This window comes from Streptomyces sp. TBY4, from assembly GCF_024213195.1.
Lineage (GTDB): Bacteria > Actinomycetota > Actinomycetes > Streptomycetales > Streptomycetaceae > Streptomyces.
This window is the reverse complement of record NZ_JANAVF010000021.1, coordinates 82,456-100,917: the sequence shown is the minus strand read 5'-3', so window position 1 is coordinate 100,917 and position 18,462 is coordinate 82,456. Positions and strand designations below refer to the sequence as shown.

Below are 18,462 nucleotides of genomic sequence, written 5' to 3'. Positions count from 1 at the left end.
GATGTCGGCCCGCCTTGGGACGCCGGGGCCCGCCCTGGGCTGCCGGGCGGGGCCCGGGACCGGACCTGCGCCTCTCTCCCGGGGCCCCTCTCCTCAGGGGGCGGCGCTTTCCGCTGTGGTCCCGGCGCCGTCCGCAGGGGCGGGGGCGGGACCGTTCGTGTGCCGTCCGCCGCCGCTGCGCGCCGGGGGGCGACCGTTCACCGACGGGAGGCGACCGGTGGGCGCAGGGCGCGGAGGGATACGTCAGGCGGCGGATAACTCCACGCGCGCGGTCGGGCACGCTCGGTGCATCCGACCCGGAAGGGGTAGCCCATGTCGCCCATGTTCGCGACCGCCGGCTCCGTCATCGGCTCCGGCCCCGCCATAGGCCCCGGCCCCGTCATCGGCCTCGCCCCCGTCACCGGCCCCGGCCTGGGCTCAGGCTCCGCCACTGACCCCGGCCTCGACTCCGCCTCGGGCTCCGGCCCTGTCATGAGCCCCCGCCCCGGCCTGGGCCTGGGCCTGGGCCTGGGCTCAGGCTCCGTTGCTGGCTCCGGCCTCGGCTCTGCCTTGGGCTCCGGCTCCGTCGCCGGCCTCGGCTCTGCCTCGGGCTCCGGCCCCGCCATAGGGCCCGGCCCCGGCCTGGGCTCAGGCTCCGTTGCTGGCTCCGGCCTCGGCTCTGCCTTGGGCTCCGGCTCCGTCGCCGGCCTCGGCTCTGCCTCGGGCTCCGGCCCCGCCATAGGGCCCGGCCCCGGCCCGGGCTCAGGCTCCGTTGCGGGCCTCGGCCTCGGCTCTGCCTTGGGGTCCGGCGCCGTCGCCGGTCGCGGTGGCGCTGCCGGCCTCGGACTCGGGGCCGGCTTGGGGCCCGGCACCGAGCCCGGCACCGGGTCCGGCGCGGCCCGCCGCCGGACCGATGCGTACGCTCTTGCGCGGGTGGAGAGGGAGCACGGCAAGGCGCTTCACGGGTTTCTTCTCGGCCTCACCTTCGGGGACCGGCACCGGGCCGAGGACCTGCTCCAGGAGACCCTGTTCCGGGCCTGGAAGCACCCCGAAGCCCTGGAGAGTCCGGCTCATGGGTCGCTGCGGCCCTGGCTGTACACCGTCGCCCGGCGCGTGGCCATCGACGCCCGCCGGGCCCGGCTGTCGCGCCCGGCCGAGGTCGGGCCCGACGGGCTGGAGCAGTCGCCGGCCGACGAGGACCGCACCGAGCGGTCCGCGGCCGTCCTCGACGTCCGCGAGGCCCTGCGCTCACTCAGCCCCGATCACCGGGCCGTGCTCCTGCTCATCTACTTCCGCGGGGCCAGCGTCTGCGAGGCCGCCGAAGCGCTCGGAGTGCCCGCCGGCACCGTCAAGTCCCGTACGTACTACGCCCTGCGGGCCCTGCGCGCCCTCCTGCCCGGCTACGATGACGGCCACCTCCGCGCGTGAACGGACCTCCAGCTTCGCCAGGATGTGCGAGACATGGGTCTGCACGGTCCGGCGGGACAGGAAGAGGGCCGAGGCGATCTCCGGGTTCGTCCGGCCCCGCGCGACCAGCAGCGCCACCCTCAGCTCCGCCGGAGTCAGCGCCTCCCACCCCCGCGCGGGCCGGCGCCGCGCCGCCCGGCTGCCCCGCCGCACCCCCAGGCTCCGCAGCCGCGCGTCCGCCCGGGCGATGTCCCACCGGGCGCCGAGGAGCTCGTACGAGGCCACCGCGCCGGCCAGCGCCGACCGCGCGGCCGGGAGGTCCCCGTGCCAGGCCCGGGCCACCGCCAGGTCCTCCAGCGTCTGCCCCGCCACCAGCCCGCCCCGCGCCAGCGCCGCCGTCTCCGCCAGCAGCTCCGGGTCCTGCGCGAACAGCCCGCGGCAGCGCAGCAGCGCCAGCGCCGGACCCGGCTGCTCCGGCAGGGCCGCCGCCGCGCGGGCGCAGGCGGCCAGCGCCGAACGCGCCGTAGCGGCGTCCCGGTCCTCCAGCGCGAGCCGGACCGCCTCCGACAGCGCCCACGGCCGGTCGGAGGCCACCGCCTCGTCCACGCCGTCCTCCAGCACCGGCAGCAGGGCCTCGAGCGCCTCGCGGGGGCTCCCGTCGCGCTCCGCCAGCAGGGCGCGGGCCAGCAGGACGTGCACGGTGTGCCGGCGGGCCGCGGGCGGCTCGTACGCCGCCGGGCCGAGCGCGGCCAACTCCGCTCGGGCAGGCGCCTGTTCACCCCGGTGGCCCAGGATCAGGGCGCGCAGCCCGCGGGTCAGGACCGGCAGCCAGCCGTCCGAGACGGGCATGGCCTCCGCCCGGGCCAGGCCGGCCAGTGCGGCGTCCCAGTCGCCGAGCCGGTAGCGGAGATCGGCGAGCAGGGCCTCCGTGACCACGAGCCGGCCCGTGGAGCCGGTCCGCGCCGCCAGCCTCCGGGCCTCGCGCAGCGCGGCCGCGGCGGTGTGCGGTTCGTCGAACCGCAGATGCCCCTCGGCCTGGTTGGCGAGCAGCAGCAGCCGCATGTCGTTGGCGGCCGGACTGCGGCGGGCGTACGCGATCCCGGCCGCCATGTGGCGCAGCGACTCCCGGCCCCGGTTCAGGTGGAACAGCGCGAAGGACATGGCGTGTTCGGCCTCCGCGCCGCACAGCGGATCGCCGAGCAGCCGCGCCCGCGCGACCAGCGGCCCGGCCAGCGCGTACGCCTCCTCCGGCCGGTGCAGATCGGCCAGCGCCAGGACCCGGCACGCCTCCAGACGCAACCGCATGCGCGCCCCCGGGTCCTCCGAGCCCGGGTCCTCCGCGCCCCGTACCTCCGCGTCCGGCACCTCCCCGGCCAGCGCCTCCTCGGTGACCTCCAGGGACCGGGCCATGTCCCCCTGGATCATCAGCGCCGACACCAGCTTGAAGGAGAGCGCGGCCCGCCGCCCCGGATCCCGCGCCCGTTTCCGCAGCGTCCGGAGCAGCTCCACGGACTCGGGCCGCCGCAGCATCAGCGCGGCATCGGCGAGCCCGTCCTCCAGGGCCTCCCGGTAGGGGGCCCGGTGCTGCCCGGCGCTCCGGTCCGCGGGCGGGTCGGCGCGCGGCTCCGTGGCCCGGTCCTCGGTCTGGTCCACGGCGCGGCGCAGCAGGGCGGCGGCCGTTTCGGGGGCCGTCGCGACCAGGGCCTGCGCCGACTCTGCCGTCCAGCGCACCGCCCACGGGTCCAGCGGGCCGCCGGCCAGCAGGTGTCCGGCGGTGCGGGCGGGGTCGAGGCCGGCCTCGGCGAAGGTGCGTGCGGCGTCCTGGTGGAGGACGGTCCGGGCGGCCGGGGGCAGCTCCGCGTACAGGGCCAGCCGTACGGCCGGCTGCCGGAACCGCAGGGCCTCGTCCTCGTCGGCCGGGGGTCCGGCGGGCAGGGGGCCCGGTTCCAGTACGCCGGCCAGGAGGGGCGCCTCCAGGTCCGCGAGCAGGTCCCGCACGGGCAGGTCCCGTACGAGGGCCAGCTCGCGCGCCGTGAAGGCCGGTCCGAGCAGGGCCGCGTGCCGGAGCGTGGCCACGGCCGCCGGGGGCAGCCGGCCCGCTTCGCGGGTGGCCGACTCCGGGGGCGGCGGCAACTCGGCGACTGGGAGGGTGAGTTCGGCGCAGTCCCCGCGGACTTCGATGATGCCGGACCAGTGCGCGAGCAGCTCCCGCAGCAGCCGGGGATTGCCGCCCGCGTGCCCGGCGGCCTCCCGCAGCCGGGGGCCGGGCGGCGCGCCCAGGACCTCCCGGACCAGCGCGGCCGACTCCGCCCCCGTCAGCGGCTCCAGCCGGAGCGTCCGCCCGCCCGGCCCGCCGCCCAGGGAGGCGCACAGCTCCTCCACCCCGGCCCGCCGGGGCAGCCGCCGTCGGGCCGTCAGCAGCATCAGCGGCAGCCGCCGCGCCGCCCGCGCGAGATGGCGCCACAGCAGCAGGGAGGCCGGATCCGCCCACTGGAGGTCGTCCAGGGCCAGCAGCAGCGGCCGCCGGGCGCACCACTCCTCCACATCGGCCGCCAGCAGGTCCACGGCGGCCAGCAGCGCCCCGCCGGGTTCGGCCGACCGGGAGGCCTCCCGGAGCAGCGCCAGGGCCCGGGCCCGCCCCGGGCCGGCCGGATGCAGGCAGTCCAGCGCGGCGCGCAGCGGAAGTCCGGTGCCCAGCGTCTCGGCGGCCCCGTACCGCACCCCGCAGCCGAGCGCGGCCGCGTCGGCCACCGCCCCGCGCAGGAAGGAGGTGCGGCCCGCACCCGGCTCCCCCTCCACCAGCAGGCAGGCTCCGCCGCCCTCCGCGCCCGCCCGTACCCATGTCCGCAACGCGTCACGGCACTCGTCGCGGTACTGTTCCCGCCCGACCCGCACGTCGGCGATCCCTCCGGTCGTCCGCGCCCCCTCCAGGATGGCAGCCCGCGGGCCGGTCAGCGCCGGGGAATTCGGCCAGGTGGGGCCGAACTGTGCACCCCCGCCCGGTATTTGGGAATCCGCACCGAGATCTTCATGCCCGCGCCGACACCCGTCTCGATGACGAGCCCGTGGCCGTCCCCGTAGACCTGGCGCAGCCGCTCGTCCACATTGGGCAGCCCGATGCCCGAGGAGGATCCCGGCTGTTCCCCGGCCAGGATCCGGCGCAGCAGGGACGGATCCATCCCGACGCCGTTGTCCTCGATGGTGATCAGCGCCTCCGCGCCGGCGTCCCGGGCCGCGATGGTGATCCGGCACTCCTCGGTGGAGTCCTCCAGCCCGTGCTTGACCGCGTTCTCCACCAGCGGCTGCAGACACAGGAAGGGCAGAGCCACCGGCAGCACCTCGGGCGCCACCTGCAGGGTCAGCTTGAGCCGCTCCCCGAACCGGGCCCCGGCCAGCGCCAGATACTGCTCGATGGACCGCAACTCCTCCGCCAGCGTGGTGAACTCCCCGTGCCGCCGGAAGGAGTAGCGGGTGAAGTCCGCGAACTCCAGCAGCAGGTCCCGGGCCCGCTCCGGATCGGTGCGCACGAACGAGGCGATCGCCGCCAGGGAGTTGAAGATGAAGTGCGGGGAGATCTGGGCGCGCAGCGCCTTGATCTCGGCCTCCATCAGCCGGGTCCGCGAACGGTCCAGCTCGGACAGCTCCAGCTGTACGGACACCCAGCGGGCGACCTCGGTGGCGGCCCGCACCAGGACCGCGGACTCCCGCGACCCGTAGGCCACCAGCGCGCCCAGCATCCCGTCCTCGCCGGTCAGCGGGGCGACCACGGCCCACTTGAGGGGGCAGTCGGGCCGCTCGCACTCGGTGCGCACGCTCTGGCTGCGCCCCGAGTCCAGCATCACCGCGACCCGGGCCATCGCACGGCGCTCGTGGTGGTCGGCGCCCGGGCCGTCCCAGGCGAGGACGCGTTCGCGGTCGGTCAGGCACAGGGCCTCGGTGCCGAGGAGGGAGCGCAGGCGCCGGGCCGCCTTGCGGGCGGCGTCCTCGGTGAGACCGGCGCGCAGCGGGGGAGCGGCGAGGGAGGCGGTGTGCAGGGTGTGGAAGGTGGCCCGCTCGACGGGGGTGCCGAGGTCGAGCCCGAGGGCCCGCTCGCCCCGCCGGGCCTGCCACCGGCCTCCGGCCCACCCGACGCCGAGCAGCAGCGCCCCGCCGACCGCTGCCAGCACCGAGAGCAGTGCTCCGGTCATGGTGTGCCGCCCTTCGTCGAGAGCGGTGCTCCGGGGGCCGCCGGAGCCGGGTCCGACACCGCCTCCGGGAGGTGGAGCCGGGCCAACGTCGCCGCCGTGCCCGGCGGGATCCGCCCGCGCGTGCCCAGGGACACCGCCACCATGGTCAGGAAGCCCAGCGGGACCGACCACACCGCCGGCCACGCCAGCAGCGTGTTCGCCCAGCCCGCCGGTGCCAGCCCGGCCCGCGTCGCCAGCACCGCGCTCAGCGCCGCCCCGCCTCCCGTGACCAGCCCGGCCACCGCCCCCGGCGGCGTCAGTCCGCGCCACCAGATCCCCAGCACCAGCAGCGGACAGAACGAGGACGCCGACACCGCGAAGGCCAGCCCCACCGCGTCCGCCACCGGCACCTCCGTCACCGCCGCGCTCCCGGCCAGCGGCACCAGGATCGCCACCAGCACCGCGGCCCGGAAGCTCCGTACCCCGCGCGCGGGCAGCACGTCCTGGTGCAGCACGCCCGCCACCGCCATCGTCAGCCCCGAGGCCGTGGACAGGAACGCCGCGAACGCGCCGCCCGCCAGCAGCGCCCCCAGCAGTTCCCCGGCGAGCCCGCCCACCAGCCGGGCCGGCAGCACCAGCACCGCCGCGTCCGCCTCCCCGGTCAGGGCCAGCTCCGGGGCGTAGATCCGGCCCAGCGCCCCGTACACCGGCGGCAGCAGGTAGAAGGAGCCGACCAGGCCGAGGACCACCAGCGTGGTGCGCCGCGCCGCCCGCCCGTTCGGGCTCGTGTAGAAGCGCACCGCGACGTGCGGCAGCCCCATGGTCCCGAGGAAGGTGGCCAGGATCAGCCCGTACGTCGCGTACAGCCGCAGCTCGGGCCGGTCCCCGGACAGCGGCTCCGACCAGCTCGACACCCCGGGCCGGGCCTCCGCCCGGCTCTGCGGCACCGCGGTGTGCGGGGCGAACTCCAGCCGTGCGTGCGCCCGTACGGAATGCTGCCCGGCGCCGAGGGTCACGGACTGCCCCGCGTACGCCTGCCCGTCCACCTGGCCGGTCACCGTCACCGTCAGCGGCGCGTCCAGGGAGAGCCGTACGTCCTCGGCCAGGGTGACGGCGGTGTGCTCGCGGAACACCGCCGGGGCGTCGAAGGAGGCGCGCGGGGCGCCGTCCCCCGCCCAGGCCGCGAGCAGGAAGAACGCGGGCACCAGCAGGGCGGTGAGCTTCAGCCAGTACTGGAAGGCCTGCACGAAGGTGATGGACCGCATCCCGCCGGCCGCCACCGCCGCCGTCACCACGCAGGCGACGACCACCCCGCCCACCCAGTGCGGGGCCCCGGTCAGGATCTCCAGGGTCAGCCCCGCGCCCTGGAGCTGCGGCAGCAGGTACAGCCAGCCGACGCCGAGCACGAACAGCACCGCGATCCGGCGCACCGCCTGCGATTCGAGCCGGGCCTCGGCGAAATCGGGCAGGGTGTACGCCCCCGAGCGGCGCAGCGGTGCCGCGACCAGCACCAGCAGCACCAGGTACCCGGCGGTGTAGCCCACCGGGTACCAGAGCATCTGCGGCCCCTGGAGCAGCACCAGCCCGGCCACGCCGAGGAAGGAGGCCGCCGAGAGGTACTCGCCGCCGATCGCCGCCGCGTTGAGGCGCGGGCCGACCGTGCGCGAAGCCACGTAGAAGTCCGAGGTGGTCCGGGAGATCCGCAGGCCCAGCGCGCCGACGAGCAGGGTGACCAGGACGACGACGGTGACCGCGGTCAGCGCGTACGTCTGGTTCACCGGCGGGTCCTTCGGCTGCGGCGCGGGCGCGGGCGCGGCCCTGCGCGGGTGGCGGGTCCCGGTCGCGCGCCGGATGCCGGTCGCGTGCCGGATCCCGGTCGTGTGTCGGGGTCCGGGGAGTCTACGCACGCCCCCGGACCGGGCAACAGGCCCTCCCGCAGGTCAGGCCGGATATGGCTCAGCGGGCGGGATCGCGGTGCTCCGCGCAGTCCCGCAGCGCGATCTCCAGCTCCACGTACGATTCCTCGGCGCGCCGGAAGGCCAGCGTCAGGGCGGCCCCGGCCCGGGGCGGCAGCTGTCCGTGCACGCCCTCGCGGGCCTCGTCCAGTACGTCGGCCCAGCGCGCGGCCGCGCTCCGCAGGCGGGCGAGCAGCGCCTCGGCCTCGGCGGGGCCGGCCGGCCGGGTGCGGGGCAGTCCGGTCAACGCGTCGAGCAGCGCCTGGATTTCGGACATCGCTTCCTTCCGTGGCGGAAGATCCACGATACGCGTGGGGCTCCGGCCGGGCGGGCGTCGCGGACGCCGCTGCGGCCGATGGCGCGGGCGGATCGCCGTACGCGCCTCGCCGCACGGTGAACGGTGCGTTGCCGCGCCGGACGGTAGGCGCGACCCGCCGGGGCCGCTTCGTCCGGGCCTCCGCGGGCCGGCGCCGGGTCCCTGCGGGGCCGTTCCCCCACCCCGCCCCTTCCCGAAACCGGGGCTGCGCCCCGGACCCCCTTGGGGCTGCGCCCCGGACCCGCTCGGGGCTGCGCCCCGGACCCCCTTGGGGCTGCGCCCCGGACCCGCTCGGGGCTGCGCCCCGGATCCCGGGCGGTTCAGCCCATGGCCTGGCGCATCAGCAGGTCCCGCAGTTCCCGGGTGTGGCGGCGGCTCACCTGGAGTTCGGCCGATCCGACGCGGACCGTCGTGGTGCCGGAGTCCAGGCGCAGTTCGTCGATGCGGGCCAGGGCCACCAGGTGGCGCCGGTGGATGCGGACGAACCCGCGGGCCGCCCACCGCTCCTCCAGCGTGGCCAGCGGGATCCGGACCAGATGGCTGGTGCCCTCGTCGGTGTGGAGCCGGGCGTAGTCGCCCTGGGCCTCCACGTACGCGATGTCCGCGATGGCCACGAAGCGGGTGACGCCGCCGAGTTCGACGGCTATCTGGTCGGGGCCGCGATCGGTGACCCGGTCCGTGCCGGCCCCGGTCGCGACGGCCGCCGGGAGCCCCGTGGCCGGGGCCCCGGGGCTTGCGGGGGCGGCGGCGCGGGCCGCGGGTACGGCCGCCACGCCCCCGGGGGCGACCGGCGCGGGCTGCTCCCCGGACAGGCCGGACTGCGCGCAGGCCCGCCGCACGGCCTCGGCCAGCCGCTCCGGCCGGACCGGCTTGAGCACGTAGTCCACGGCCTTGAGGTCGAAGGCCTGCACGGCGAAGCCCTCGTGCGCGGTGACGAACACGATCAGCGGGGGCCGTGCGAACCCGGCCAGCAGCCGGGCGATGTCCAGCCCGGTCAGACCCGCCATGTGGATGTCGAGGAAGACCACGTCGATGCCGTCGGCCCCGCCCGGGCCGCTCTCCAGCGCCCGGGTGATCCGGCGCAGCGCCTCGGTGGCGTCGCAGGCGCCCTCGGCGCTGAGCACCCGCGGGTCCGAGCGCAGCAGGTAGAGGAGCTCCTCGAGCAGGGGCTTCTCGTCGTCGACGGCCAGTACGCGCAGCATGATGCGGAGTCTAGATTCCGCCCGGCCGGGGCGGAACGGTGCGCGGCCCCCGCCCCGGGGGGAGGGGAGGCGGGGGCCGCGCGGTCCGGTGGCCGGGGTGAGGGGTGGCGCGGCGGGCTACTGGGCGGTGATGAGCTTGCCGTTGGGGGCGACCGGGTACCAGGTGCCGCCGACGCCCTGCCCGTTGATGTCGCCGGGCTTCTTGTCGCCGGTGAAGGTGTAGACGGGCCAGCAGTCCACCGTCTGCTGCTTCTTGCCGTCGGGGCGGTCGAGCACCAGGTAGTTCTTCTGGACGATCCCCTTGGTGTTCGCCTGGTCCACCGGCGGTACGACCGGCCACTTGGCCACGCAGTCGCCCTCGCACTTGGAGACCATGGGCCACGCCGTGTCGGGCTTGAACCGGTAGACCGTCATCCCGTTGCCGTCGACGATGTGGTCCCCGAGCTTCGGGTCCTTGGCCACCGTCAGCGCGCCGGAGGGCTGGCCCGCGCCGGCCGCCGGGGGAGCGGCCTTCGCCGCCTTCTTACCGTCGGGGGCGGCCGCGAACCAGGTGCCGCCGACGCCCTGCCCGTTGGTGTCGCCCGCCTTGGTGTCCTTGCTGAACCGGTACACGGGCCAGCCCGCCACCGTCAGCTGCTTGCTGCCGTCGGTACGGACCACCTCGCCCAGCAGCGCCGGGTCCATGCCCGCCGCGGCGGTGGCGTCGCCGGCCGCGACCACCGGCCAGGTCTTCGCGCAGTCCCCGTCGCAGCTGGACTTGGACGGCTTCGCGGTGTCCTTGTCGAAGCGGTAGAGGGTGAAGCCCGCACTGTCGGTGAGGACGGAGCCGAGCTTCTCGTCCTGAGTGACGGCCAGTTGGCCGGTGGGCCCGGCCTCGGCGGCGCCGGCCGCGGAGGCGTCGGAGCCGTAGCCGTCGCCCGAGGAGCCCGGGGAGCCCGAGGAGGGGGCCTGGGAGGGAGCGGCGACCGCTCCGGCCGGCTTGGCGGCGTCGCCCGCCGGGTCGCTCCCGCCGCACGCGGTCGCGGTGAAGACGACGGCGACCGCCACGGCCGCCAGGGTGGTTCCGCGCTTGATGCCCATCTTGATCTCTCCCACGTGTGTGTCCCTGCCTGCGCCGCCGCGCCCCTCCGTCCGAGCGGAGTGGAGCGGCGGCAACTCTGCGCAGGACACGCCTCGTCGGAGCCGATCTGTTCAATTCCTCCGATGTGGGCTGTTTCACTCACCCCAGGTCGAACCCGGCCCGCCTCATGGCCGTGGCCACAGCGAGGCCGAGCGTGCGGTGTCCGGCGTCGTTGGGGTGCAGGCCGTCCGCCAGGTGCTCGGGGCCCAGCACCTCCCGCCCCGGCAGCAGCACCAGCCGCTCGTCCCCGGCGGCGATCCGCTCCCGGACGGCACGCTCCATCGCGTCGCGCAGGGCGCCCAGGGTGGCTCCCAGCTTGTTCGGGGTGCGCTCCGCGTCGGGGCGCAGCACGGGGGAGAGGAGGAGCAGCGGGGTCCGGGGGTGGCCCTGGCGGACCAGTTCGAGGAACGCGCGGGTGGTCTCGTACAGCAGGGGGGCCGAAAAGGGCACGCGGGACCAGCAGTTGGTGCCGAAGGCGAGGGTGAGGACATCGGCGGGGAGTCCGGCGAGCTGCTCGGCGCAGGCCAGCTCCCCGCGCGCGGCGCCCGCGTAGCCGAGGTTGACGGTGTCCCAGCCGAGGGCCCGCCCGGCCACCGCGGGCCAGCCGTGCGCGGGCCGGGTGGACCACCAGCCCTCGGTGATGGAGTCTCCGTGCACCACCCAGCGGGTGGTCGGCGGCGCCGGGGAGACCGGGCCGCCGATCCCGCGCAGTCCGAGGATCAGCGGGGACTGGGTCTCGGGCGGGTGGATGGTGAACGGGCCGGATCCGCCCGGCAGTTCGAGGCGTACGACGGCCTCGGCGGCGGGCTCCGTGTACAGCTCGGTGACCACCCCGTGCCGGTCCCACAGGGCGAACCCGTGGGCGAGGTCGCGCAGCGCGTCGGTGGGGCCGGGCACGGTCGCCCGGTAGTGGATCTCCACCGCCCGGGCCCCGGGCGCGGTGAACTCCAGGCGCACCCCGATGGGCAGGGTGGCCCGCTCGCCGGTGTCCCAGGGCAGCCGCATGGTGTCCGCGGGGTCGGCCCGCACGGGGCGGCCCCCGTCCAGCCAGGCCACACCGCGCAGGAAGGGCCCCGGCTCCAGCCACGGGCCGGCCTCCGCGCCGGCGGGCGTACCGGCGGGCATGCCGGCGGGCGCGCCCGTGTCCGGCCCGGCTTCGCGTGTGCTCATCGTGCGCCTCCGACCGTCGGGTAGGGGAACTTCACGCCGACGCCGCCGTCCACCACCAGCGTCTGGCCCGTGATGTACGAGGACTGCGGCGAAGCCAGGAAGTACAACGCGGCCGCGATGTCCCGGGGTTCCGCGACCCGGCCGAGCGGCGCGTTCTCCGCGTTGAGCCGCCGCCCCTCCGGACCCAGCAGGGCGGCGACCCGCGGGGTCCACACCACTCCCGGCGCCACCGCGTTGACCCGTACCCCGCGCGGGCCCAGCTCCACCGCCGCCGAGCGCACCAGGGACATCAGGCCGGCCTTCGCAGCCCCGTAGGCGGCGTGCAGCGGGGCCGCGGTGAGTCCGGAGACGGAGGCGACGAAGACCAGGGGGCCGCCGCCGGCCGCGGCGACGGCCTCGCCGCCGTACTGGACGGCCAGCCAGGCGTGCCGCAGCACCAGGTCGAAGTGCCAGTCCCAGCCGGGGTCGTCCAGCTCGGGCAGCGGGGCGTACCGGGCCATGCCGACGATGTCGACGACCCCGCCGACCGGGCGGCCGCCGAGCAGGTCCGGCGCCGCGGCGAAGAGCTCCCGTACGGCCTCGCGGCGCGTGACGTCGGCGGCGTACGGGACGCCCCCGGTCTCGGCCGCGACCGCGCGGGCCCGCTCCTCGTCCACGTCCACGCACAGCACGCGGGCACCGCCGGCGGCCAGCGCGTGCGCGGTCTGGCGGCCGATGCCGTTGCCGGCGCCGAGCAGGACGAGGGCCCGGGCGTCGAGGCGGTGCAGGGCGGCGTAGTCGGGGACGGGGGAGGTGTCGGGGCCGGAGTCCGGGCCGCCACCGGACGAGGGGCCACCGCCGGACGCAGGGCCGCCGCTCACGCCGAGGCCCTGCGGGGCGTGTAGCGGGCCAGCTCCGGGATGACTTCCTTGCCCAGGATCTCCAGGGTGCGCAGGATCTCCCGGTGCTCCAGGTAGCCCCACTGGACGTAGCAGATGAGCTGGTCGACGCCGAGGTCCGCGTACCGCTTGGCCTTGGCGACGATCGTCTCCGCGTCCCCGATGAGGATCATGTCCCCGTCGCTGAACTCCCGTACGGGCACGTTCCCTTCGAGGATCGGCGTGAGCAGCGGGAAGGTCCGCTCCCGCTCCTCGGGGCTCAGGTGGGGCAGCTCCCAGTCCAGGGTGAACTGCGCCAGGTTGGAGTACCACCAGGCGACCGACTCCCAGACCCGGGGGCCCGGCTCGGTGCGCGGCGCGGTGGCGTGGACCAGGGTGTAGGCGGCGACCCGGTCCGTGGTGACGTCGGTGAGCGGGCGCGGGGCGGCGGCCGCGGCCCGGTAGGCGGCGACCTGGGCGGCCATCGCCTCCAGCGGCTGCATGATCGAGAAGGAGAGCAGTCCGAGGCCGTGCCCGCCCGCCACCTCTGCGGAGCCGGGGGAGGTGGCCGCCATCCAGGCGGGCGGGTGCGGGTCCTGCACGGGCTTGGGGGTGACCATGCGGCGCGGGAAGCTGAAGCGTTCCGATTCGTACGCGAAGTACTCCTCGCGCCACATTCCGGTCACGATTTCGATGGCCTCGCGCCAGTCCTCGCGGGACTTCTCCCGGTCCACCCCGAAGGCCGCCTGCTCCATGGGCGTGGAGCGGCCGGTGCCCCATTCCACCCGGCCGCCGGAGAGCACGTCGACGGTGGCGACCTTCTCCGCGATGCGCTGCGGCGGGGTGAAGGCGAAGGGGGTCAGGGTGACGCCGAAGCCCAGCCGGATCCGCTCGGTGAGACCGGCCAGGTGCCCGAGGAGGACCTCGGGGGCCGGGCAGTGCGAGCGGCCCTCGCGGAAGTGGTGCTCGACCGCCCAGACGGTGCGGAATCCCATCCGGTCGGCGAGCCGGATCTGTTCCACCGCCTCCCGGTAGGCGCGCTGCTCCGCGGCCCGCTGGCCGTGCGGGTGGGCTCCCCGCCAGGGCCGCGGCACGTCGATCTCGTAGAGCACGTCCAGGTCCATGGCGGCACGCTGCGCCAGATCTGACGAAGTGTCAAGAACGGGGGCCCGGGATAGGCCGCGCACTGATCGATCATCCCCGCGCAACAAAGGACCATCCAGGACAGATCCGCGCAACGATCAGTCGCCAATGTGCAAGGATGGTGCATTACGGGCGGTATCACTCAGCTCGTAGGCTCACTCGCTGTACGTGGAGTGGCGTGGACCGCCTGCTCGGCGGTCCCCCATGCCCAGGCCCTTCCCGGCCTGCTCCTGCTCCGGACCGCTGCGGTCGACGCCTGACAACCCCACCCGCAGTGACAAAGGAGTCCCCTCGTGCTCGACCACGGCCAGGCGCCCCCGCTCGCCCCCGCCCCCGAGGCGCCGCGCAAGCCCGCCCACCCGCTGCTGCGCCGCAAGCCGGTGGAACAGCTGGTCGCCGAGGGCGGCAAGGGCGAAGGCGGCTCCCTGCGCCGCTCGCTCACCATGTGGCAGCTGACGATGATCAGCATCGGCGCGACGCTCGGCACCGGCATCTTCGTCGTACTGGGCACCGCGGCCCCCAAGGCCGGCCCCGCCGTCACGATCTCCTTCATCATCGCGGGCCTGACCGCCCTCTTCTCGGCCCTCTCCTACGCGGAGCTGGCCGGATCGGTGCCGGTCTCCGGATCCTCGTACTCGTACTCCTACGCCACCATGGGTGAGCTCGTCGCCTGGGTCTGCGGCTGGTGCCTGGTCCTGGAGTACGGGGTCTCCGTCGCGGCGGTCGCCGTCGGCTGGGGCGAGTACCTCAACGAGCTCCTCGACGGCACGATAGGGGTCACCATCCCGGAGGGCGTCTCGGCGCCGCTGGGCGAAGGCGGGTTCATCAACCTGCCGGCCCTGGTCGTCGTCCTGCTCGCCATGGTCTTCCTGATGCGCGGCGCCAAGGAGAGCGCCCGGATCAACTCGATCATGGTCGCGGTGAAGATCGTCACCCTGCTGCTCTTCATCGGCATCGGCTTCATGGGCATCAAGGCCGGCAACTACGCCCCGCTCGCCCCGCTCGGCATCACCGGCATCAGCGCCGGCGCCGCCACGCTCTTCTTCTCGTACATCGGCTTCGACGCCGCCTCCACCGCCGGTGAAGAGGCCAAGAACCCCAAGCGAGACCTGCCGCGCGCGATCATGCTCTCGCTGCTGATCGTGACCGTGCTCTACGTGCTCGTCGCCTTCGTCGCCGTCGGCGCCATGCCGTGGCAGGACTTCGAGGGCACCGAGGCTGCGCTCGCGCAGATCATGACCGACGTCTCCGGGCACACCTTCTGGGGCGTCGTCCTCGCCGCGGGCGCCGTCGTCGCCATCGCCTCCGTGGTCTTCGCCGTCCTCTACGGCCAGACCCGCATCCTCTTCGCCATGTCCCGCGACGGCCTCGTGCCCAAGGTCTTCGCCAAGGTCGACGGGAAGACCGGCGCCCCTCGCGCCAACGTGGTGATCGTCTCCCTCTTCTGCGGAACGCTCGCCGCCTTCATCCCGCTCGGCAAGCTCGCCGACGCCACCAGCATCGGCACCCTCTTCGCCTTCGGCCTGGTCAACGTCGCCGTCGTGATCCTGCGCAAGACCCGCCCGGACATGCCGCGCACCTTCAAGGTGGCGCTGTTCCCCATCACCCCGATCCTCGGCCTGCTGGCCTGCGGCTACATGATGCTCAGCCTGGACACCGCGACCTGGATCGTTTTCGGTGGCTGGATGGTCGTCGGGCTCGTGATCTACTTCCTGTACGGCATCCGCCGCTCCCGTCTGGCCGTCGTAGAACCGGCCGCAGCAGAGAAGTGATCCACGCGCAGTGCGACTGAACGATCTCGACGAACGCATCGTGCACGCCCTCGCCAAGGACGCCCGCCGCTCCTTCGCGGACATCGGCTCCGAGGTGGGACTCTCGGCCCCCGCCGTCAAACGGCGGGTGGACCGGCTGCGCGCCGAAGGAGCCATCACCGGCTTCACGGTCCGCGTGGACCCCGCCTCGATGGGCTGGGAGACCGAGGGCTTCATCGAGATGTACTGCCGCCACAACACCTCGCCGGACGACATCCGGCGGGGGCTGGAGCGCTACCCCGAGGTGGTGTCCGCGTCGACCGTCACCGGCGACGCGGACGCCCTCGTCCAGATCTTCGCCTCCGACATGCGGCACTTCGAGCGGGTCCTGGAGCGGATCGCCGGCGAGCCCTTCGTGGAGCGCACCAAGTCCGTCCTCGTCCTCTCCCCGCTGCTGCGCCGCTTCACCTCGGGCGCACCCGCCTAGGCGTGCTGCGGGACCTCGTCCTTCATCAGGCCGCGCAGCTGCTCGCGGAACTCCGGGGTGTCGGTGTGGCTGTGCACGTCGGTGGCGTGCTGCACGGCGGCGCGGAGCAGTTCCTCCTCCTCGCCCGCGATGGTGAGGGTGCAGTTCAGTTCGCTCGGGTACTCCCTGCAGTCCAGAACCTTGCGCATGACGTACCTCCCTGGATGGCAGGCGCTGGTGGACTCACCTCACCTCCCACGATCCTCTTCCCGGGCCCGGGGCGAAAGCCGGGAGGCCGGGAGCCGGGAGCCGGGACGCCGGAATATCCGGGACCTCACCCCCGCCGCGCCCACTCCGCGGCCAGCAGCCGGTACGAGCGCACCCGGTCGGCGTGCGCGTGCGTGATCGTGGTGATCAGCAGCTCGTCCGCGCCCGTCGCGTCCCGCAGCCGTTCCAGCTGGTCGGCGACGGTGGCCGGCGAACCGGCGAACTGGGTCTCCACCCGGTCCGCGACCAGCTCGTGGTCGGCCGCCGACCAGTCCCGGGTCAGTGCACGGGCCTCGTCCGGCGACGGGAAGGGGATCGCGCCCTCACCGCTGCGGATGCTGTGCACCCAGGGCGCGTACCCGGTGGCCAGCTCCCGGGCCTCCTCGTCGTCCGGAGCCACCACCACGTCGGCGGACACGCTCAGGTACGGCCGGTCCAGCCCGCCCGGCTCCGCCGAGGGCTTGAAGGCCGCCCGGTAGGCCCCGACCGCTTCCAGTACGCTCGCCGGGCTCACGTGGTAGTTCGCCGTGAACCGCAGCCCGTTGGCCCCGGCCGTCTCGGCGCTCACCCCCGCGCTGCTGCCCAGGATCCACACCTGCACCCCGGCGCCCTCCCCGGGCACGGCGTGCCCCTCCACCCCCTCCGGCGAGCGGTACTCCCCGCGCAACAGGGCCAGTACGTCGTCCACTTGCTCGGAGTACTCCTGCGGCGTCGCTCCCGGAAGCTGCAGCAGCCGGTGCTGGAGCGCCACCCGCGGGTGATCGCGCAGGTGGGCGAAGGAGAACGGCTTCGGGATGCGCAGCCCGTTCCCCGTGGTGTACGCCACCGGCGGCCCGGCCTCGGTGCGGCGCGGCGGCGGACCGCCCGCCGAGCGGCCCAGACCGAGGTCGATCCGCCCCGGGTGCACCGCGTCCAGCAGCCCGAACTCCTCGACCGTGGACAAGGCGGTGCGGTGCCCGAGCTGGACCGCCCCCGAGCCGATCCGGATCGTGGAGGTGGCCGAGGCGGTCAGCGCCAGCACGACGGCGGGCGAGGTCCCCGCCACCCCCGGATTGAGGTGGTGCTCGGCGAACCAGTAGCGGGTGTACCCGAACCGCTCGGCCTGCCGGGCCAGGTCGACGCTGCCGCGCAGGGCCTCGGCCGCCGCGGAGCCGGACGGTATCGGGACGAGGTCGAGGACCCCGAGCGGGATTCCGGGCATGGTGTGCCCCCTTCTTGCTTGTGGTGTGTGACGGGCTCCGGACGCGGGGCCGCGCTCGTACGGGCCCCGCGTCAGCCGCGGGCCGGGGCGAGCGCGCGGGGCGCGGCCAGGCCGAGGTGGTCGCGCAGCGTCGGGCCCCCGTACTCGCGGCGGAAGACCCCGCGCTCCTGGAGCAGCGGGACGACGGTGTCCGCGAAGGCGTCGAGCCCGCCGGGGGTGAGGTGCGGGACCAGGATGAACCCGTCGGCCGCGTCCGCCTGGACCAGGGCGTCGATGGCCTGGGCGACGGTGAGGGGCGAGCCGACGAAGGACTGCCGGGCGGTCGTCTCGATCACCAGCTCCCGGATCGACAGGTTCCGGGCGGCGGCCAGCTCCCGCCACTCCCGGGCCACGGCCAGCGGGTCGCGGTGCATGCGCACGCTCGCCCGTCCCAGCGCGATGGTGTTCTCGCCGGGCTCCGGATCGACGGTCGGCAGCGGCCCGTCCGGGTCGTGGTCGGAGAGGTCCCGGTTCCAGACGTGCTCCAGGTGCTTGATCGCGGTCGCCCCGCTGACCTGCTGGAGCCGCACCTCGTGGGCCAGCTCCCGGGCCTCGGCGTCGGTGTCGCCGAGCACGAAGGAGGCCGCGGGCAGGATCTTCAGCTCGTTGGGGGTGCGCCCGTAGCGGCCGAGGCGCCCCTTGACGTCCGCGTAGAAGGCCCGGCCCTCCTCCAGCGTCCGGTACCGCCCGAAGATGGCGTCCGCGGAGGCCGCCGCGAACTCCCGGCCCTCGTCCGAATCGCCCGCCTGGAAGATCACCGGCCGGCCCTGGGGGCCGCGCGGCACGTTGAAGTGCCCGGCGATGTCGAACTGCTTCCCCCGGTGGGCGAAGGCGCCGGGGCCCGCGTCCCGCAGGAACTCCCCGGAGACCGGGTCGGCGAGGATCTCGCCGCCGTCCCACGCGTCGAAGAGCTCGTGGGCGGTGTCCAGGAACTCCCGTGCCCGCTCGTAGCGTTCCTCGCGCGGCAGGAAGCCGCCGCGCCGGAAGTTCTCCCCGGTGAAGGCGTCCCAGGAGGTGACCACGTTCCAGGCGGCGCGGCCGCCCGAGAGATGGTCGAGGGAGGCGAACTGGCGGGCCACCTCGTACGGTTCGTTGAAGGTGGAGTTGATGGTGCCGGTCAGTCCGAGGTGTTCGGTGACGGCGGCGAGCGCCGCCAGCACCGTGAAGGTGTCCGGGCGGCCCACCACGTCCAGGTCGTAGATCTCACCGCCCTGTTCGCGCAGGCGCAGGCCCTCGGCGAGGAAGAGGAAGTCGAACTTCGCGCGCTCGGCGGTCCGCGCGAAGTGGACGAAGGAATCGAAGTCGATCTGGCTCCCGGCGGCCGGGTCGCTCCACACGGTGGTGCTGTTGACCCCGGGGAAGTGCGCCGCGAGATGGATCTGCTTGAGCGGCTTGCTCATGGGTGCTGTCGGTCCTTCCGGGG

The 18,462-nt window shown here is 75.1% G+C and carries 14 protein-coding genes and 1 pseudogene; 3 read left to right on the top strand and 12 right to left on the bottom strand.

The genetic code is table 11. From position 1 onward, the window contains the following. The first annotated feature begins 837 nt into the window (after positions 1 to 837). On the top strand, positions 838 to 1,407 hold the full coding sequence (locus tag NLX94_RS34295; protein ID WP_302171198.1) for a sigma-70 family RNA polymerase sigma factor: 570 nt from the start codon (positions 838 to 840) through the stop codon (positions 1,405 to 1,407). 36 nt (positions 1,408 to 1,443) lie between these two features. Here NLX94_RS34295 and NLX94_RS39160 read toward each other — a convergent pair. The 9 genes and pseudogenes from NLX94_RS39160 to NLX94_RS34240 all read right to left on the bottom strand — a co-directional run. Then, positions 1,444 to 4,281: pseudogene (locus NLX94_RS39160) on the bottom strand (AAA family ATPase); the annotation flags it as partial. A 56-nt stretch (positions 4,282 to 4,337) separates the two neighbouring features. Beyond that, positions 4,338 to 5,573 (bottom strand): histidine kinase, encoded by a 1,236-nt coding sequence (locus NLX94_RS34275; protein ID WP_254387149.1) that lies wholly within the window; start codon positions 5,571 to 5,573, stop codon positions 4,338 to 4,340. Then, positions 5,570 to 7,330, bottom strand: a complete 1,761-nt coding sequence (locus NLX94_RS34270) for a cation acetate symporter (protein WP_254387147.1) — start codon at positions 7,328 to 7,330, stop codon at positions 5,570 to 5,572. The genes NLX94_RS34275 and NLX94_RS34270 overlap by 4 nt, the downstream gene beginning before the upstream one ends. Positions 7,331 to 7,508: 178 nt before the next feature. Continuing rightward, a complete protein-coding gene (locus NLX94_RS34265) occupies positions 7,509 to 7,784 on the bottom strand; it encodes a hypothetical protein (RefSeq protein WP_254387145.1) in 276 nt (91 codons plus the stop codon). Positions 7,785 to 8,143: 359 nt separating this feature from the next. Next, positions 8,144 to 9,025 (bottom strand): LytTR family DNA-binding domain-containing protein, encoded by an 882-nt coding sequence (locus NLX94_RS34260; RefSeq protein WP_254387142.1) that lies wholly within the window; start codon positions 9,023 to 9,025, stop codon positions 8,144 to 8,146. A gap of 117 nt (positions 9,026 to 9,142) precedes the next feature. Further along, entirely contained in the window at positions 9,143 to 10,105 is a 963-nt protein-coding gene (locus NLX94_RS34255) for an SCO0930 family lipoprotein (RefSeq protein WP_254387221.1), read from the bottom strand. Positions 10,106 to 10,244: 139 nt separating this feature from the next. Then, positions 10,245 to 11,270: a GDSL-type esterase/lipase family protein gene (locus NLX94_RS34250; RefSeq protein WP_254387219.1), complete on the bottom strand. Its 1,026-nt coding sequence runs from the start codon at positions 11,268 to 11,270 to the stop codon at positions 10,245 to 10,247. A 41-nt stretch (positions 11,271 to 11,311) separates the two neighbouring features. Continuing rightward, complete coding sequence (locus tag NLX94_RS34245) at positions 11,312 to 12,175, bottom strand: SDR family oxidoreductase (RefSeq protein WP_254387140.1); 864 nt, start codon at positions 12,173 to 12,175, stop codon at positions 11,312 to 11,314. Next, positions 12,172 to 13,296, bottom strand: a complete 1,125-nt coding sequence (locus NLX94_RS34240; protein WP_254387138.1) for an LLM class flavin-dependent oxidoreductase — start codon at positions 13,294 to 13,296, stop codon at positions 12,172 to 12,174. Before NLX94_RS34240 ends, NLX94_RS34245 begins: the two co-directional genes overlap by 4 nt. Positions 13,297 to 13,608: 312 nt before the next feature. On the opposite strand from NLX94_RS34240, the gene NLX94_RS34235 reads away from it, so the two are divergent. Beyond that, the gene (locus tag NLX94_RS34235; protein ID WP_254387136.1) at positions 13,609 to 15,087 is read left to right on the top strand and encodes an amino acid transporter; all 1,479 of its coding nucleotides are present in this window, start codon (positions 13,609 to 13,611) and stop codon (positions 15,085 to 15,087) included. 10 nt (positions 15,088 to 15,097) lie between these two features. Further along, the gene (locus NLX94_RS34230) at positions 15,098 to 15,553 is read left to right on the top strand and encodes an Lrp/AsnC family transcriptional regulator (RefSeq protein WP_243334460.1); all 456 of its coding nucleotides are present in this window, start codon (positions 15,098 to 15,100) and stop codon (positions 15,551 to 15,553) included. Here the strand turns inward: NLX94_RS34230 and NLX94_RS34225 are convergent. The 3 genes from NLX94_RS34225 to NLX94_RS34215 form a co-directional block, all read right to left on the bottom strand. Further along, positions 15,550 to 15,741 carry a DUF1059 domain-containing protein gene (locus tag NLX94_RS34225; RefSeq protein ID WP_254387135.1) on the bottom strand — a complete coding sequence of 64 codons (192 nt, stop codon included), beginning with the start codon at positions 15,739 to 15,741 and terminating at the stop codon, positions 15,550 to 15,552. The two genes, NLX94_RS34230 and NLX94_RS34225, sit on opposite strands and share 4 nt — an antisense overlap. Positions 15,742 to 15,866: 125 nt before the next feature. Beyond that, positions 15,867 to 17,000 carry an LLM class flavin-dependent oxidoreductase gene (locus NLX94_RS34220; RefSeq protein ID WP_254387133.1) on the bottom strand — a complete coding sequence of 378 codons (1,134 nt, stop codon included), beginning with the start codon at positions 16,998 to 17,000 and terminating at the stop codon, positions 15,867 to 15,869. Positions 17,001 to 17,071: 71 nt separating this feature from the next. Then, a complete protein-coding gene (locus tag NLX94_RS34215) occupies positions 17,072 to 18,439 on the bottom strand; it encodes an NtaA/DmoA family FMN-dependent monooxygenase (RefSeq protein WP_254387131.1) in 1,368 nt (455 codons plus the stop codon). Positions 18,440 to 18,462: the final 23 nt, after the last annotated feature.